Source organism: Sphingomonas phyllosphaerae 5.2 (assembly GCF_000419605.1).
Taxonomy (GTDB): domain Bacteria; phylum Pseudomonadota; class Alphaproteobacteria; order Sphingomonadales; family Sphingomonadaceae; genus Sphingomonas; species Sphingomonas phyllosphaerae_B.
The window spans coordinates 2119686-2135762 of sequence record NZ_ATTI01000001.1; the positions used below are offsets into that span (position 1 = coordinate 2119686).

General features: G+C 69.0%; 16 protein-coding genes. 10 read left to right on the forward strand and 6 right to left on the reverse strand.

Annotated elements, in window-relative coordinates; translation table 11 throughout:
• Window positions 1–4: 4 nt before the first annotated feature.
• From SPHPHY_RS0109925 to hisI, 3 genes are read right to left on the reverse strand one after another with little or no spacing between them, the layout of a single operon-like run.
• On the reverse strand, window positions 5–424 hold the full coding sequence (locus SPHPHY_RS0109925; protein WP_022686529.1) for a MerR family transcriptional regulator: 420 nt from the start codon (window positions 422–424) through the stop codon (window positions 5–7).
• Between the two features lie 32 nt (window positions 425–456).
• Window positions 457–942, reverse strand: coding sequence for a hypothetical protein (locus SPHPHY_RS0109930; protein ID WP_022686530.1), 486 nt, complete (start codon window positions 940–942; stop codon window positions 457–459).
• On the reverse strand, window positions 942–1304 hold the full coding sequence (gene hisI / locus SPHPHY_RS0109935) for a phosphoribosyl-AMP cyclohydrolase (RefSeq protein ID WP_022686531.1): 363 nt from the start codon (window positions 1302–1304) through the stop codon (window positions 942–944). The genes SPHPHY_RS0109930 and hisI overlap by 1 nt, the downstream gene beginning before the upstream one ends.
• A 129-nt stretch (window positions 1305–1433) precedes the next feature.
• On the opposite strand from hisI, the gene purF reads away from it, so the two are divergent.
• A complete protein-coding gene (gene purF, locus SPHPHY_RS0109940) occupies window positions 1434–2891 on the forward strand; it encodes an amidophosphoribosyltransferase (protein ID WP_022686532.1) in 1458 nt (485 codons plus the stop codon).
• An 88-nt stretch (window positions 2892–2979) separates the two neighbouring features.
• Window positions 2980–3687, forward strand: a complete 708-nt coding sequence (locus SPHPHY_RS0109945; protein WP_028056731.1) for an SDR family NAD(P)-dependent oxidoreductase — start codon at window positions 2980–2982, stop codon at window positions 3685–3687.
• 245 nt (window positions 3688–3932) lie between these two features.
• Here the strand turns inward: SPHPHY_RS0109945 and SPHPHY_RS0109950 are convergent, their stop codons facing one another.
• The 3 genes from SPHPHY_RS0109950 to SPHPHY_RS0109960 are packed head-to-tail and all read right to left on the reverse strand — an operon-like array spanning window position 3933 to window position 7426.
• Complete coding sequence (locus SPHPHY_RS0109950) at window positions 3933–5144, reverse strand: class I SAM-dependent methyltransferase (RefSeq protein ID WP_051148302.1); 1212 nt, start codon at window positions 5142–5144, stop codon at window positions 3933–3935.
• Window positions 5145–5156: 12 nt separating this feature from the next.
• The gene (locus SPHPHY_RS0109955; RefSeq protein ID WP_022686535.1) at window positions 5157–6497 is read right to left on the reverse strand and encodes a cryptochrome/photolyase family protein; all 1341 of its coding nucleotides are present in this window, start codon (window positions 6495–6497) and stop codon (window positions 5157–5159) included.
• Between the two features lie 8 nt (window positions 6498–6505).
• Window positions 6506–7426, reverse strand: coding sequence for a histone deacetylase (locus SPHPHY_RS0109960; RefSeq protein WP_022686536.1), 921 nt, complete (start codon window positions 7424–7426; stop codon window positions 6506–6508).
• Window positions 7427–7470: 44 nt separating this feature from the next.
• Here SPHPHY_RS0109960 and SPHPHY_RS0109965 point away from each other — a divergent pair, with 44 nt between their 5' ends.
• Genes SPHPHY_RS0109965 through SPHPHY_RS0110000 form a run of 8 tightly spaced genes read left to right on the forward strand, consistent with a single transcriptional unit; the run spans window position 7471 to window position 15979 of the window.
• Window positions 7471–8463, forward strand: coding sequence for an alpha/beta hydrolase (locus SPHPHY_RS0109965; RefSeq protein WP_022686537.1), 993 nt, complete (start codon window positions 7471–7473; stop codon window positions 8461–8463).
• A 31-nt stretch (window positions 8464–8494) separates the two neighbouring features.
• Window positions 8495–8992, forward strand: coding sequence for an RNA pyrophosphohydrolase (locus SPHPHY_RS0109970; protein WP_028056732.1), 498 nt, complete (start codon window positions 8495–8497; stop codon window positions 8990–8992).
• A gap of 16 nt (window positions 8993–9008) precedes the next feature.
• A complete protein-coding gene (locus SPHPHY_RS0109975) occupies window positions 9009–10067 on the forward strand; it encodes a DUF481 domain-containing protein (protein WP_022686539.1) in 1059 nt (352 codons plus the stop codon).
• A gap of 23 nt (window positions 10068–10090) precedes the next feature.
• Complete coding sequence (locus SPHPHY_RS0109980; protein ID WP_022686540.1) at window positions 10091–11293, forward strand: hydrolase; 1203 nt, start codon at window positions 10091–10093, stop codon at window positions 11291–11293.
• Complete coding sequence (locus SPHPHY_RS0109985) at window positions 11290–12306, forward strand: arginine N-succinyltransferase (protein WP_022686541.1); 1017 nt, start codon at window positions 11290–11292, stop codon at window positions 12304–12306. Before SPHPHY_RS0109980 ends, SPHPHY_RS0109985 begins: the two co-directional genes overlap by 4 nt.
• Window positions 12303–13556 carry an N-succinylarginine dihydrolase gene (locus SPHPHY_RS0109990; protein WP_022686542.1) on the forward strand — a complete coding sequence of 418 codons (1254 nt, stop codon included), beginning with the start codon at window positions 12303–12305 and terminating at the stop codon, window positions 13554–13556. The genes SPHPHY_RS0109985 and SPHPHY_RS0109990 overlap by 4 nt, the downstream gene beginning before the upstream one ends.
• 11 nt (window positions 13557–13567) lie before the next feature.
• The gene (locus SPHPHY_RS0109995) at window positions 13568–13807 is read left to right on the forward strand and encodes a hypothetical protein (protein ID WP_043130962.1); all 240 of its coding nucleotides are present in this window, start codon (window positions 13568–13570) and stop codon (window positions 13805–13807) included.
• 45 nt (window positions 13808–13852) lie between these two features.
• Window positions 13853–15979, forward strand: a complete 2127-nt coding sequence (locus tag SPHPHY_RS0110000; RefSeq protein ID WP_028056735.1) for a TonB-dependent receptor — start codon at window positions 13853–13855, stop codon at window positions 15977–15979.
• Window positions 15980–16077 lie beyond the last annotated feature (98 nt).

Below are 16077 nucleotides of genomic sequence, written 5' to 3' on the forward strand. Positions count from 1 at the left end.
CGTCTCACTCTTTCCTTGCTGTGCCGGCCTCGAGCACGCCGACGAACTCGGACAACTCGGTGATCGCGGCATCGATGTCGTGCTTCTGCTGTTCCAGCGCGGCGATCCGATCGCGACATCGCTCCATGGCAACCATCCGCTGGGTCTGCCGCCCGTCGCCGAGATCGTAGAGATCGATCATCTCGCGAATGTCGGCCAGGCTGAAGCCGAGCCGCTTGCCGCGCATGATCCAGGCCAGACGGGCGCGATCACGGTGCGAGTAGATGCGGACCATGCCGCGTCGCTCGGGTGCGATCAGGCCTTCGTCCTCGTAGAACCGCAAGGCGCGCGGCGTAACTCCGAACTCCGCCGACAGGTCGGTGATCGTGAAGGTCTCGCGATCGGGCCGCGAGGGAACGACGGCGTAGGCAGCGGAGGCGCTCATGAAGATGGTGATACCTTCCCTTTACGTGAACGTCAATTAGCGCAAAGCAGCTTGCCGTCGGCGCCGCGCAGTCGTGCCGCCTCGCCGCCCGCCTCGCTGAGCCGATCGACGGCAAGCGCGTCGAGCGTCGCGCGTCCCTGGCAGAGCCGGGCGCAGGCGGCGGGAGCACGCGGAGGGAATAGCAGCCGGTCGCCGTCGCGGGTGATCGGCATGCGGCAGCCTGCGCCGAGATCGGTATCGAGTGTCGGGCGTCCCTTTGCGGTGCCGTGTGCGATGCAGCGGTGCCCCTCCCCGTAATCGACGCTGACCCCGATCCGGTAGCTGTCGGCAGCGCTGCGGGTCATGCAGACACGGTCCTCACCCGCGGCATAGACGCCGGCCGCGTCACGCGCGTCGGCGACGATGCCGGCGTTGCGTGCAGCACCCTCCAGCGCCTGCCCCGCCGCCGCCTCATCCCCGGTGTCCGGCGCACGCGCGCAGGCACCGAGCAGCAGCAACGCGGCCAGCGCCCGCCACATCAGTCGAGCCGCTCCAGCCCCGAATCGGTCAGGCGGCGATAAAAGCACGTAGGCGCTCCGGTGTGGCATGCAGGCCCGGCGGGATCGGCGACGATCCACAGCGCGTCCTGATCACAATCGACGCGGATCTCGACGACACGAAGGACGTTGCCGGACGTCTCGCCCTTCTTCCAGAGCCGCCCGCGACTGCGCGAGAAGAAGGTCGCCTCGCCGCTCGCGCGGGTGGCCGCGATGGCGGCAGCGTCCATATGCGCCACCATCAGCAGCGCGCCGCTGGCGCGATCGGTAACGACGGCGGTCACCAGCCCGGCGGCATCGAACTTGGGCAGGAAATCGCTGCCGGTCTCTCGCGGATCGCTCATGACGCTCCGCGTAGATCAGCACGCGGCGGGCCACAACGCGCGATATGATCGATCGCTCCGAGCGCGGTTGATGACATTTGCACGACGCTCGCTATATGCGGCTCCGCACCACGCGAGCCCCCACCGCTTATGCTGACAACACATCCGTTCGACGACGACCATCTGCACGAAGAGTGCGGCATCTTCGGCGCCTCCGGCTCCGAGGGCGCCGCCGCGCTCGTGGCGCTGGGCCTCCACGCGCTCCAGCACCGTGGGCAGGAAGCCGCGGGCATCACCAGCTTCGACGGCCACGTCTTCCACACCCATCGCGCGATGGGTCATGTCGCGGGCAATTTCGACCGCGACGAAGTGATCCGCGCGCTGGCCGGCGACGTCGCCTGCGGCCACGTCCGCTATTCGACGACCGGCGAGACCGCGCTGCGCAACGTCCAGCCGCTTTATGCCGAATTGCAGTCGGGCGGTTTCGCGATCGCGCATAACGGCAACATCTCCAATGCGATGCGGCTGCGGCGCGAACTGGTACGGCGTGGATCGATCTTCCAGTCGACCTCCGACACCGAGACGATCATTCACCTTGTCGCGACCAGCCAGTATCGCACGCTGCTCGACAAGTTCATCGACGCGCTGAAGCGGGTCGAGGGCGCCTATGCGCTGATCGTGATGACTCCGGACGGGATGATCGCGTGCCGCGACCCGCTGGGCATCCGGCCGCTGGTGATGGGCAAGCTGGGCGAGACGTACATTTTCGCCAGCGAGACGGTGGCACTCGACGTGGTCGGCGCGACCTTCGAGCGCTCGGTCGAGCCGGGCGAACTGGTGATCGTGCAGAACGGTGAGCTTCGCTCGATCCGTCCCTTCGAGCAGGTCGCGGCGCGGCCGTGCATCTTCGAATGGGTGTATTTCTCGCGCCCCGACTCGATCGTCGACGATCATTCGATCTATTCGGTGCGCAAGAACATCGGCGCGCAGCTGGCGATCGAGGCACCGGTCGATGCCGACCTGGTGATCCCGGTCCCCGATTCGGGCGTACCGGCGGCGATCGGCTATGCGCAGGAGTCCGGCATTCCGTTCGAGCTGGGGATCATCCGCTCGCATTATGTCGGCCGCACGTTCATCCAGCCGGGCGACAAGGTCCGGCATCTCGGCGTCAAGCTGAAGCACAACGCCAATCGCGCACTGATCAAGGGGCGCAAGGTGGTGCTGATCGACGATTCGATCGTGCGTGGCACGACCTCGCTGAAGATCGTGCAGATGATGCGCGAGGCGGGTGCGGCGGAAGTGCATATGCGCATCGCCTCGCCGCCGACGCGGCACAGCTGCTTCTATGGCGTCGACACGCCCGAGCGCGCCAAGTTGCTGGCGGCGAAGCTGGATCTCGGCGGGATGACCGACTTCATCCATGCCGACAGCCTCGCGTTCGTTTCCATCGACGGGCTGTACAAGGCGCTGGGCGAGACCGAGCGGACCGAGGGACGCCCGCGATATTGCGATGCGTGCTTCACCGGCGACTATCCGACGACGCTGACGGACCACGACGAATCGAGCGCGGTCGATCAGTTCGCGATGCTGGCGGAGCGGGTGAACTAACCACCCGCCGGCTCCTTCCCCGTCGCAGGTGCGGCGCTCAACAGGTTCGCGGGACGGTGAATCCCGGGACGAATCCGGGATGACGTTCATGACGAAGCCTCTTGCCGACAAACTGGCGCTGGTGACCGGTGCGAGCCGCGGTATCGGTGCGGCGACTGCGATCGCGCTGGGTGCGCAGGGGGCGCACGTCGTGTTGACGGCGCGCACTGCGGCCGGGCTGGAAGCGGTCGAGCAGGCGATCTTCGACGCGGGCGGGTCGGCGACGATCGCGCCGCTGGACCTGGCGCAGAGCGACTCGATCGCGCGGCTGGCGACGGCGATCGGCGAGCGCTGGCAGGCACTTGACGTCATGGTCCTGAATGCCGGAATGCTGGGTTCGCTGGCGGCGGTGCCCGCGATCGATGCCAAGGAGCTGGCGCAGGTGCTGACGCTGAACGTGTCGGCCCAGGTGGCGTTGATCCAGTCCTTCGATGCGATGCTGCGGCGGTCCGCCGGGGCACGCGTTATCGGCGTTACATCGTCGGTCGGGCGCACGCCGCGCGCCTATTGGAGCGCGTACGGCGCATCAAAAGCAGCATTCGAGACGCTTCTGGAAGCATATGGTGACGAAACCGCCGAGGTCAGCCGGATTCGCGTCGCGGTGCTCGATCCCGGCGCGACGCGGACCAAGATGCGCGCGCGCGCCTATCCCGGCGAAGATCCGGCATCGGTGAAGGCACCCGAGGTGGTGGCGGAGCGGATCGTGACGCTGGCGGTCGACGGGTTCGGGGTGAACCATCGTGAACGGGTGGGGTGAGCGCCTCGCCGCGCCTCGACGAGTGTCGTCCCTGACGTGATCCGGGATATCGCGTAAGCTCCGACGTCGCCAGGCAAGCGTCATCGTTCGTAACCGTCATTGCGAGCGGAGCGAAGCAATCCAGAGCCGGATCGGGACGCCCTCGATCGCTTCGCTCCGCTCGCAATGACGGTTTCGATCGAACCGCTGTCATGCCGCTATGAAAGCGTCACCCCGCATTACTTTCGGAGTGCCGTCGGGCGAGGCTACCGCTTGACCAGCGTGACCTGCATCACGTCGATGCCGCCGCCGCGGAAACCGCCCTCGCAATACATGAGATAGTAGCGCCACAGCCGCTGGAAGCGCGCGTCGAAGCGTGTCGGCAGGCGGCCTTCGTCGACGGCGCGGTCGAAACGGCGGCGCCAGTCGAGAAGCGTTTCGGCATAATCCAGCCCGAAGCTGTGTTCGTCTTCCCATCCCAACCCGTGTGTGGCGGCGAGCGCACGGAAGCGGGTGGCGGAGATCAGCGAGCCACCGGGAAAGACGTAGCGCTGAATGAAGTCGGCGCTGCCGGCATAGGCATCCCAGATGTCGTCGGCGATGGTGATGAATTGCAGCGCCGCCCGGCCGCCCGGCTTCAGCACACGTGCGATCGTCGCCAGGTAAGCGGGCCAATATTCCGGGCCGACCGCCTCGACCATCTCGATGCTGGCGACCGCGTCGTAGCGTTCGTGCGCATCGCGATAGTCGGTGAGCGCGACGGTGACGCCGGGCAGTTCGCGCGCGAGCACATGATCGCGCTGCTCGGTAGAGAGGGTCAGGCCGTGAACAGCCACGCCCGCGGCGGCGGCGGTGGCCGCGAACGATCCCCAGCCGCAGCCGATCTCCAGAAGTCGCTGCCCGGCGGTGGCGCGGGTGCGCGCGAGGATCGCGTCGAGCTTGCGCTGCTGCGCCGCCTCCAGCGGTTCGCCGGGACTTGCGGCGAGCGCGCTGGAATAGGTGAGCGTGGCGTCGAGCCATTCGCGATAGAAATCGTTGCCGAGATCGTAATGCGCGGCGATGTTGCGGCGCGCACCGCTGCGATGGTTGCGGCGCAGGCGGTGGCCGAGCCACATCGCCAGCCGCGCGACATGCTTGGCGCGCGCGACATCACCGAGCGCCGCACGGTTGCGGACGAACAGGTCGAAGATCGGCACCAGATCGGGGCTGGTCCAGTCGCCCGCCTCCCACGCCTCGTACCAGCCGATCGAGCCGGCGGTGACCAGTCGGCGCAGCGCGCGCCAGCGAACCAGCCGGACGACGGCGACCGGACCGGGCGCATGACCGCCAAGCAATCGCTGCGTCCCGTCGGGCAGCCGCGCGTCGATCGCGCCTTCGCGAAGTCCACGATCGATGCGGTCGAGGATACGGTGCCACAGCGGCGCGAGGAGACGCGCACGCACCGGGCGTCGCGAGAGATGAGAGGTGGCCGCGTCCATCGCGGACGCGCCCTATCGCACCTTCCGGTTCGCCGCCAGCGCGCGTTCGCGTGCCTCGCGGTGGCCGATCAGCTTGGCGGGATAGTCGTGCGGACGGCACCCGGCCGCGTCGGGATCGTGGATCGCATCGTCGGGCAAATGCGCGAGTTCGGGCACCCACTCGCGGATGTAATCGGCGGCGTCGAACTTCTCCGATTGCGAGAGCGGCGCCATGATCCGGCCGAACATGTTCGCGTCGACGCCGGTGCCGGCGACCCACTGCCAGTTGACCGCGTTGTTGCCGTAGTCGGCGTCGATCAGGCAATCCCAGAACCAGCGCTCGCCCTCCCGCCAGTCGAGCAGCAGGTGCTTCACCAGGAACGAAGCGGTGATCATGCGGACGCGGTTGTGCATCCAGCCGCTGTGCCAGAGCTGACGCATCCCGGCGTCGACGATCGGATAGCCGGTGCGGCCGCGCCGCCATGCACGCAGATCGCGGCTCGCTTCCGCGTCGCTGCGCCACGGGAGCTTATCGTAGGCCGCGCGACCGTTTCGGTCAGCATAATCGGGCAACGCAAGCACGACACCGTCGGTGAAATCGCGCCACGCCAGTTCCTTGCGGAAGGTGACGTCATGCGGGTCGCTGGCATGCCAGACCGCACGCGGCGACACCTCTCCGAAATGAAGGTGCGGCGAAAGTCGTGAGGTGCCTTCCTCCGCAGGCATGTTGCGGCGATCGTCGTAGCCTTCGAGATCGAGCGCCGCGATCTTGTGGCGCGCCTCGTCCTCGCCGGGCGTCCAGTCGAACCGGCCCGACCAGTCGGGGGTGGTCGGGAGCAGCTGCCACCCGGCCAGTGCGTCACTATCCGGCCACTGCTCCGGCGCCGGGATCGCGTCGGGCACGGGCAACGGCCGTTCGGGCGGCAGATGTTCCTGCAGGCCTTTCCAGAACGCGGAATAGATGCGGAACTGCCCGCCCGATCCGGTCCTGACCTGCTCGGGCGGCGCGAGGTGGTTCCCGTCATGCAGGCACAGCCGTTCGCCGAGCGCGTCCTCGGCCTTGCGCCACCACGGCTCGTAATGGCGGATGGCGTGGATCGCGTCGGCGCCGGTCCGCTCCATCAACCCGGTGAGAATCGCCACGGCATCGCCGCGGCGGAGGATCAGGCGACTGCCTTCTTGCTCCAGCGCCTTTCCGAGCGACGTCAGGCTGTGGTGCAGCCACCAGCGTTGCGCGCCGCCGATCCGCCAGTCGCCGGGAGCATCGTCGTCGAGGATGTAGACCGGGATCACCGGCCCCTGATGCGCGGCGGCGGCGAGCGCGGGTTGATCGTGGAGGCGCAGGTCCTGCCTGAGCCAGAGCAAGGTCGTCATCGCGCTCGCTACGAACGATCCGCCCCCACGGTTCCCGCAAACGCCTGCGCCAGCGTGTCGATGACGCGGACGTGGCGCGCGGCGATCGCCATCACATCGTCGCCGTACCCGCCGCCGACGGTGCTGGCGAGCGGGATGCCGGCGTCGATCGCGAGCCGCGCGACAAGGCGGTCGCGGCGATCGAGCCCGTCTTGCGTCAGGGCGAGCCGACCCAGCCGGTCGCCTTCGAACGGATCGACCCCGCCCTGGTAGAGGATCAGCGTCGGCTGCCATTCGGCGACGAACGGCGCGAGCGTTTCCTCCAGCACGGTAAGATAGGCATCGTCGCCGATCCCGTCGGCGAGCGGGACGTCGAGCGTCGAACGCGCCTTGCGGACCGGGAAGTTCTTTTCGGCGTGGATCGAGTAGCTCGCGATCTGCGGGTGGCCGGCGGTCAGCGCAGCGGTGCCGTCGCCCTGGTGGACATCGACGTCGACGATCATGACCCGCGACGTCGTCCCCTCGTCCACCAGCCGCAGTGCGGCGACGGCGAGGTCGTTGAACACGCAATAGCCCGCCCCGGTATCGGCGAGCGCGTGGTGGCTGCCGCCGGCGGTGTTGGCGGCGAAACCGTGTTCAAGCGCGAGCCGCGCAGCGAGATACGTGCCGCCCGGCACCAGCTGCGCCCGGCGTGCGACGATCGGGGTCACGGGGAAGCCGATGCGGCGTTCCTTGCCGGGCGGCACCTGCGCAGACAGCACTTCCGCGACGTAATCGGGATCGTGCGCCGCCTCCAGCCACTCGCGCGGCATCGGCTCGGGCGCGAACCATGTCGCGCGCGGCCCCCAATCGCGCAGCAGGTCGCGGATCGCACCGTTCTTGCCCCAGCGATAGGTGCTGCGCGCGGGCGCCTCGGTGACGTAATCGGGATGGTGTACGATGGCGATCATCCCCTTAAGATAGGAGCCCCGCCGCGTGCGCGCAGGAGTGCCGAATGACGAACGCAACGACCGACACCACGCCCTTCGTCCGCCCGGACGTGCGCGCGTTCCTCGGTTATCTCAATGCGATGCCCGGCCCGCGAACGCATGAAATGTCGCCGGCCGACGCGCGCGCGGCAATGCGCGCGATGTGCGACGTCGCCGATCCGCCGCGCGGCGAACTGGCGGTGGTGCGCGACTTGGCGATCCCCGGGCCGGCCGGTACGATCCCGGCGCGGCTGTTCGATGCACGCGAGACCCGCGTTCCGGGACCGGTGGTGGTGTTCTTCCATGGCGGCGGATGGGTGGTCGGCGACCTCGACAGTCACGCCAGCTTCACCGCCGAGATGGCGCGGCAACTGGACCTGCCGGTGCTCTCCGTCGATTATCGGCTCGCCCCGGAAGCCCCCTTCCCGGCCGCGGTCGACGATGCCGAGGCAGCGGCACGGTGGGTAGCGGACAGCCCGGCGACGCTCGGACGTGCGGTCACCTCGTTGGTGCTGAGCGGCGACAGCGCCGGCGGCAACCTTGCGATCGCGGTCGCCGTCGCGTTGCGCGACGCGCCCGCCGCCGCGCCGGTGATCGTGCAGGCGCCGATCTATCCCGCCACCGACGCGACCCGCGCCTATCCGTCGTTCGACGCCTTTTCCGCCGATTACCTGCTGACGCACGAGGCGATGGGATGGTTCGGGGGGCATTACCGCCCCGACGCGAACGATCCGCGCTTCTCGCCATTGCTGGGCGAGATGGCGGGATTGCCGCCCGCGGTGATCGTGGCGGCGGGGCTGGATCCGCTGCGCGACCAGGCGCGCGCCTATGCCGCCGCGCTCGTGCTTGCCGGCGTGCCGGTGTCGTATCAGGAGGCGGCCGGCAACATCCACGGCTTCGTCACGCTGCGGCGCGCGATCCCGTCGAGCCAGGGTGATGTCGCCGCCTATCTGACGGCGGTGAAGGCGGCTGTCGCTGGCGCGGAGGGCGCGCGCGTGATGGCGCAGGCGGCGGGTTGAAGCCGGCGCGCGTGCGGCCTATCGGACGGGCATGACTGCGCCAGACATGTTGCCCTATCGCCCCTGCGCGGGCGTGATGCTCCTCAACCGCCACGGCCAGGTGTTCGTCGGACAGCGGCTGGATAACGTACTGGAAGCGTGGCAGATGCCGCAGGGCGGGATCGATCCCGGCGAGGATGCGCAGGCCGCCGCGATCCGCGAATTGTGGGAGGAAACCGGCGTCACGGAGGACAAGGTGACGCTGATCGCCGCGGCGCCGGACGAGCTGTTCTACGACCTGCCACCCGAGATGATCGGCAAGGTGTGGAAGGGCAAGTATCGCGGGCAGCGGCAGCGCTGGTTCCTGTTCCGTTTCGACGGCGAGGACAGCGACATTCGCATCGACACGCCGCATCCGGAGTTCCGCGCATGGCGCTGGGCGGCGCCAACCGACCTGCCGCACCTGATCGTGCCGTTCAAGGCGCAGCTTTATCGCGACGTGCTCGCGGCGTTCGCCCCGCACCTGCCGCGCGGCGACAGCGCAGCCTGACGCGAGCGCCACGCGCATGTTGACGACGTTGCTCGGCACGATCGGCCTTGCCGCGCTGCCGGATCCGGCGCTGGCGCAGGCGACGCCGCGCCCGCCGCGGGTGCGGCGCGTGCGGCGTGCGACGACGCTGACGCGGCCGGAGCCGGAGGTCGACCCGGTCCTCATCGATGCAGCCCCGCCGACGGTGCCGGAGGCGGTGCTGGGCGACGTTGGCGTGACGCTGGGCAAGATCCCCGGACCCGAGATTCCGCCCGAGATCCGCGCGATGCTGGAAGCCGCGATACAGGCGAACGACGAAAGCGGCGTCGACACGCTCGTCAAATATGCCCGCAACGGCGATCCGGGATCGCGCGACCTGGTGCTGCGCCGCGCGACCGAGTGGAAGGATGCGCGATCGCGTGCCCGCAACGAGCGCGTGCGACAGGCGAGCGCCTTCCAGCTTTGGAGCGGGCGCGTGGAAGCCGGCGGCTTCATCTCGACCGGCAATTCCGATGTCACCGGGTTGACGGGCGTTGCCGACCTGACGCGCGAGGGATTGCGCTGGCGCCACCGCGTCATGGCGCAGGCCGATTTCCAGCGCACCGCCGGGGTGACGAGCCGCGAACGCTATGTCGCGGCGTACCAGCCGAACTACAAGATCAACGACCGCGGCTATATCTACGGCAACGGCCAGTACGAATCGGATCGCTTCCTCGGCTATTTCAGCCGTTATTCGGCATCGGTCGGTGCCGGTTACAGCGTGATCCGGCGCAACGGCCTGACGCTCGACCTGGAGGTCGGGCCGGCGTTTCGGCAAACCGACTATACCGACCGGACGATGCAGGGGAGCCTGGCGGCGCGCGGCAGCGTGGAGCTGAACTGGACGCTGCTGAGCGGGCTGGTGGTGACGCAGAGCGCGTCAGGGTATTGGGAACGCTACAACAGCACGGTTCGCAGCGTGTCCGCGATCGAGGCAAAGCTGCTGGGACCATTGTCGGCGCGGCTGTCCTACACGCTGCAATATGAAAGCGAGCCGCCCGACGGGCGCGTGACGACCGACACCACCAGCCGCGCGGCGTTGGTCTATACGTTCTGACCACGCCCGGTTAGTAGCGGTGGATGGAGAGACTGACGAACAGGGAGCGTGCCGCGATCGAGCGGCTCGACGCCGGCGCGATGCTGGCACGGGTCGAGCAGTGGGCGGCGATCAACAGCGGGACGCGCAACCTGGCCGGGTGCGCTGCGATGGCAAACGCGCTGAGCGAGGCGTTCGGCGTGCTGCCGGGAACGTTGCGGCTTCTCGAGCCGACGCCGGCGCAGGCGGTCACCCCGGACGGGCGCGTCGACGCGCTGGCGCACGGCCGGCACCTGCACCTGAGCGTGCGGCCGCAGGCGGCGGTGCGGATCCTGCTGACCGGGCATATGGACACCGTCTATCCCGTCGATCATCCCTTCCAGACGCTGACGTGGCGCGAGGCCGGCGTGCTGGGCGGGCCGGGCGTGGCGGACATGAAGGGCGGCCTGTCGCTGCTGCTGGAAGCGTTGCTGGCGATCGAGGCGACGGCGCCGGCGATCGGCTATGACGTGGTCATCAATTCCGACGAGGAGACCGGGTCGCTGTCGTCCGCCGCGCTGCTGGCGGAGGTGGCGCGCGGCAAGACGGCGGCGCTGACCTACGAACCGGCGCTGCCCGACGGGACGCTGGCAGGCGCGCGCGGCGGCACCGGCAATTTCTCGATCGTGGTGCATGGTCGCGCGGCGCACGCCGGGCGCAACCCCGAGGACGGCCGCAACGCCGTCGTCGCGGCCGGCGCGCTGGCGGTGCGGCTGCACGCGGAGCGTTCGCCACGGCTGGCGGTGAACCCGGCGCGCGTCGACGGCGGCGGGCCGAACAACGTCGTGCCCGACCTGGCGGTGCTGCGCGTCAACTTTCGTCCCGCCGACGGCGGCGAAATCGCGCGCGCCACGGCGGCGATCGATGCGGCTGTAGCCGCGGCAGCGGCGGCGTACGACGTGACGATCGAGGTCCATGGCGGGTTCAACCGCCCGCCCAAGCCGATCGACGCGGGCGCGGCGCGGCTGTTCGAGCTGGTGCGCGCGACCGGCGGCGACCTGGGCCAGCCGATCGCATGGCGCGACACCGGCGGCGTGTGCGACGGCAACAACATCGCGGCGTGCGGTGTGCCGGTGGTGGATACGATGGGCGCCCGTGGCGGCGCGATCCACTCGGCGGATGAATTCCTGATCGTCGACAGCCTTGCCGAGCGGGCGGCGCTGTCGGCGGTCACGATGTTGCGGATCGCAGACGGAGCAATGGCATGACGTTCGTGATCCGCGCCGCCGACACCGGCGACATGGCGCACCTTTACGAAATGGCGAAGCTGACCGGGGGCGGCTTCACGAACCTGCCGCCGGACCGTGCCGCGCTGACCACGAAACTGGAGCGGAGCGCAACCGCGTTCGGGCACGACGATACCGCGCTGGCCGACGAGCTGTTCGTGCTGATGCTGGAGAACAGCGCGACGCGCGAGGTGCGCGGCACCTGCCAGCTGTTCACGCATGTCGGTCAGAAGCATCCCTTCTACAGCTATCGCATCGGCACGCTGACGCAGTACAGCCGCGAGCTGGGGCGGACGTTTCGCGCCGAGATGCTGTCGCTGACCACCGACCTGGAGGGCGCGAGCGAGGTCGGCGGGCTGTTCCTGCATCCCGGCGAGCGCGCCGGCGGCCTCGGGCTACTGCTGGCGCGGAGCCGCTATCTCTTCATCCGCGCGCACCGCCCGCGCTTCGCCGACCGGACGCTGGCGGAGCTGCGCGGCGTGATCGACGAAGCGGGCGGATCGCCGTTCTGGGACGGGCTGGCCGGGCGCTTCTTCGGAATGGGGTTCCAGGAGGCGGACGAGTTCAACGCCGTCAACGGCCACCAGTTCATCGCCGATCTGATGCCCAAGCACCCGATCTATACCGCGATGCTCAGCGACCACGCGCGCGCCGCGATCGGCCTGCCGCACCCGTCCGGCCGCGCGGCGATGCGGATGCTGGAGAACGAAGGGTTCGCATTCGAGAAGTACGTCGACATCTTCGACGGCGGGCCAACGATGACGGTGCGCACCGATCAGATCCGCACCGTGCGCGATGCGCAGGACGCGACCGTGACCGCGATCGGTGACGGCGGCACGACCGAGGCGCTGGTCGCGACCGGGCGGCTCGCCGAATTCCGCTGCGCCTATGCCCGGATCGGGCCGTCCGACGGGGGCGTGATGCTGGACGCCGCCGGCGCGGCCGCGCTAGGCATCGCGGCGGGCGCGCGGGTGAGCTGGATCGGACGGATATGATGCGCGAGATCAACTTCGACGGGATCATCGGCCCGAGCCATAATTACGCCGGGCTCAGCCCCGGCAACCTCGCGGCGACCGCCAACGCCGGCGCGGTCGCGCATCCGCGTGCAGCAGCGTTGCAGGGCGTCGCCAAGATGCGCGCCAATCTCGCACTGGGTCTGGCGCAAGGCGTGCTGATCCCACCGCCGCGCCCCGACCATGACTGGCTGGCACGGCTGGCGACGGACTACGACGCGGCGCCCGCGCACCTTAAGGCGCAGGCGCTGTCGGCGTCGTCGATGTGGGCGGCAAATGCCGCGACGGTGTCGCCTGCCCCCGATACCGGCGACGGGCGCTGCCATCTGACGGTCGCCAATCTGGTGACGATGCCGCATCGCAGCCACGAATGGCAGGCGACGCTGGCGCAATTGCGGGTGGCGTTCGGGAACGAGCGGCATTTCGCCGTACGCGCGCCGGTGCCGGCGCCGTTCGGCGACGAGGGTGCAGCGAACCACATGCGGCTGTGCGCGGCGCATGACGCGCCGGGAGTCGAGGTGTTCGTCTATGGCGTGAGCGGTGGCCCCTTCCCCGCGCGCCAGCATGTGGAGGCGAGCCGTGCGGTCGCGCGCGCGCACGGACTGGACCCGGCACGGACGCTGTTCGTCCAGCAATCGACCGCGGCGATCGCGGCGGGCGCATTCCACAACGACGTGGTCGCGGTCGCCAACGAGCGCGTGCTGCTGACCCACGAACAGGCCTTCGAGGACCGCGACGGCTTCTACGCCGACCTCCGTCGATTGCTGCCCGAGGTCGAGATCGTCGAGGTGCCGGCCAGCGAAGTGAGCCTTGAGGATGCGATTGGATCGTATCTGTTCAACGCACAATTGGTGACCCCGCCGGACGGGCAGCCGACGTTGATCGTGCCCGGGGAGGCGCGCGCCAACGCACGCGTCCGGGCGTGGATCGAGGCGCATCTCGCCGGCAACGGGCCGATCCGCCGTGTCGAGGTGGTCGACGTGCGCGAGTCGATGGCCAATGGCGGCGGGCCGGCGTGCTTGCGGCTGCGCGTGGCGTGCGACCCCGCGACGATCGACCCGCGCTTCCTGGTCGACGATGCGCGGCTGGACATGATCGCGGCGGTGATCGAGCGGCATTGGCCCGAGGCGATCGGGCCGGATGCGATCGGCGACGCGGCGTTGCTGGCGCGGATCGCGACCGCACGCGCGGCGTTGATCGAAGCGTTGGGACTGACGGAGTTGCAGGGATGAAAGCGCGGCTGATGCGATGGTGGCGCGGCTTCGCGCGGCTGTTCGTCGTCAAGACGAAGTTCGAAGCCTTCATGCTGATCTACGCGATCGCGACCGGCGCGGTGGAGCGTGGGCTGACCTATACGCATCGCTTTCCCGGCACCGGTGGGTGGATCATGTTCGCGGCCTGCACGATCGTGGTGTTCATGGCGGGCGGCAAGATTCTCGATGGTGTCGAGCGGGATGCGATGGAGCGCAATCATCCCTATTGATATGATGTAACATGGCGCTATGGAATGCTCGCAAAGGAGTTCTCCATGAAGTTCATGTTGTTCGCTGCGGTCGCGCTCGCGCCGCTCGCCATGCCCGCCGCCGCGCAGACCGCCGGTGCCGGCCGCCAGTCCGATCCGCATCGCTCCGATGAGGTGATCGTGACCGCGCCGATCCAGACCAGCGAGGCCGACGTCCTGCAGGGTACGTCGGTGCTGACCGGCGCGAACCTGACGCGTGAGTTGCGCCCGACGATCGGCGAGACGCTGGCGCGGTTGCCGGGCGTGTCCGCGACATCGTTCGGCCCGAATGCCTCGCGCCCGATCCTGCGCGGTTTCCAGGGCGACCGCATCCGCGTGCTGACGGACGGGATCGGATCGATCGACGTGTCGAACACCTCGGTCGATCACGCCGTGATCATCGATCCGCTGCTGGCCGAACGCATCGAAGTGCTGCGCGGTCCGGCCGCGTTGCTGTACGGATCGTCGGCGGTGGGGGGCGTCGTCAACGTCGTCGATCGCCGCATCCCGCGCGCACTGCCCGAGAACGGCTACCGCGTCGATGCGATCGGCAGCTATGGCAGCGCGGCGAACGCACGCTCGATCGGCGGCGCCGCGGACGTGACCGCGGTCGGCCCGCTCGTCCTTCACGTCGACGGATCGTACCTGAAGTCGGACGACCTGCGTACCGGAGGCTTCATCCTGTCGCGCGCGGCGCGCCGCGCCTCATTGGCCGCCGCAGGGGTGCCGCAGGCGGGCGACGAAGCGATCGACTTCGCGGGCAATGCCGCGCTGCGCGGCAAGCTGCCCAACAGCGCGTCGGAAACGTGGACCGCGGGCGCAGGCGCGTCGATCATCACCGACGGTGGAATGCTGGGCGCATCCTACGCGCATTATGACAGCCTGTACGGCGTGCCGGTTCGCTACGCCACCGCGGCCGGGCAGGAGCAGGAAGCACCGCGGCTGGACGTGGCGCAGGACCGATACGACTTGCGTGCCGAGGTGACACCGCACGGAGCGGTGATCGATGCGATCCGCGTCCGTGCCGCCCATGCGAACTATCGCCACTTCGAGCTGGAGGAGGACGGATCGGTCGGCACGGCCTTCTACAACAAGGGGCTGGAAGGCCGGCTTGAGGTGGTACAGGCCAAACGCGGCGCGTGGCAGGGGGCCAGCGGCGTGCAATATTTCAGCCGCGCGTTCGACGTGGTCGGCGACGAGGCGTTCCTGCCGCGCAACGACACGCAGCAGACCGGGCTGTTCACGTTGCAACAATTCGAGGACGGGCGCTTCAAGGCCGAGGGTGGCGTGCGTTACGAGCACACTTCGTTGACCGCAGACGCCGGGTTCCGGGAGGGGACCGAGCGCTTCACCGCGCAGGCGCGGCAGTTCGATACGTGGTCGGGATCGCTCGGTGCGGCTTACACGCTCACCGACGGCGTGCGGATCGGGCTGAACGGATCGCGCACCGCACGTGCGCCGTCCGCGGAGGAACTCTTCGCCAACGGGCCGCACGCCGGCACGCAGGCCTATGAACTCGGCAATCCGGATTTCCGCGCCGAAACGTCGTGGGGGCTGGAAGCGACGTTGCACGCGCACAATGCGATCTTCAGCCTTGATGCGTCGGCCTATTACAACTGGTTCGACAATTACATCTTCGAGACGCAGGTCGTCGATACGCCGTGCGTCGTGGCGGCGGGCGGCGAGGTCGATCTGCCGTGCTTCCGCTACGGCCAGGCCAAGGCGCGCTATTATGGGTTCGAGGCCGACGCCTCGGCACAGCTGGCGACGATCGGCACGCATGCCATCACCGCCGACCTTCTGGGCGATTACGTCCATGCCGAGGTGGTCGACGGCGGCCCGGTGCCGCGCATCCCGCCGCTGCGGCTGCTCGGCGGGCTTGAGGCGCGCAGCGACACCAGCGGCGCGCGCGTCGAGGTGGAGAAGGTGTTCCCGGAACGCCGGACCGCGGCGTTCGAAACCGACACGGACGGCTATACGATGGTCAACGCCTCGCTGTCGTTCCATCCGTGGGGCGGCAGCGACCGGCGCAGCATCCTGCTGGCGGCAAACAACATCTTCGACGTCGAGGCGCGCCGCGCGTCAAGCGTGCTGAAGGATTTCGCACCGCTGGCCGGCCGCGATCTCCGGGTGACGTTCCGGGTGGGGATCTGATCGGGGCGACGATCGGTACGCACTTCGCCCCGGCCTCGCGCCGGGCGCCCGTTACGGGCGGGTTTCCACCCGCAGCGGGCGCCCGATCGGATCCGGGG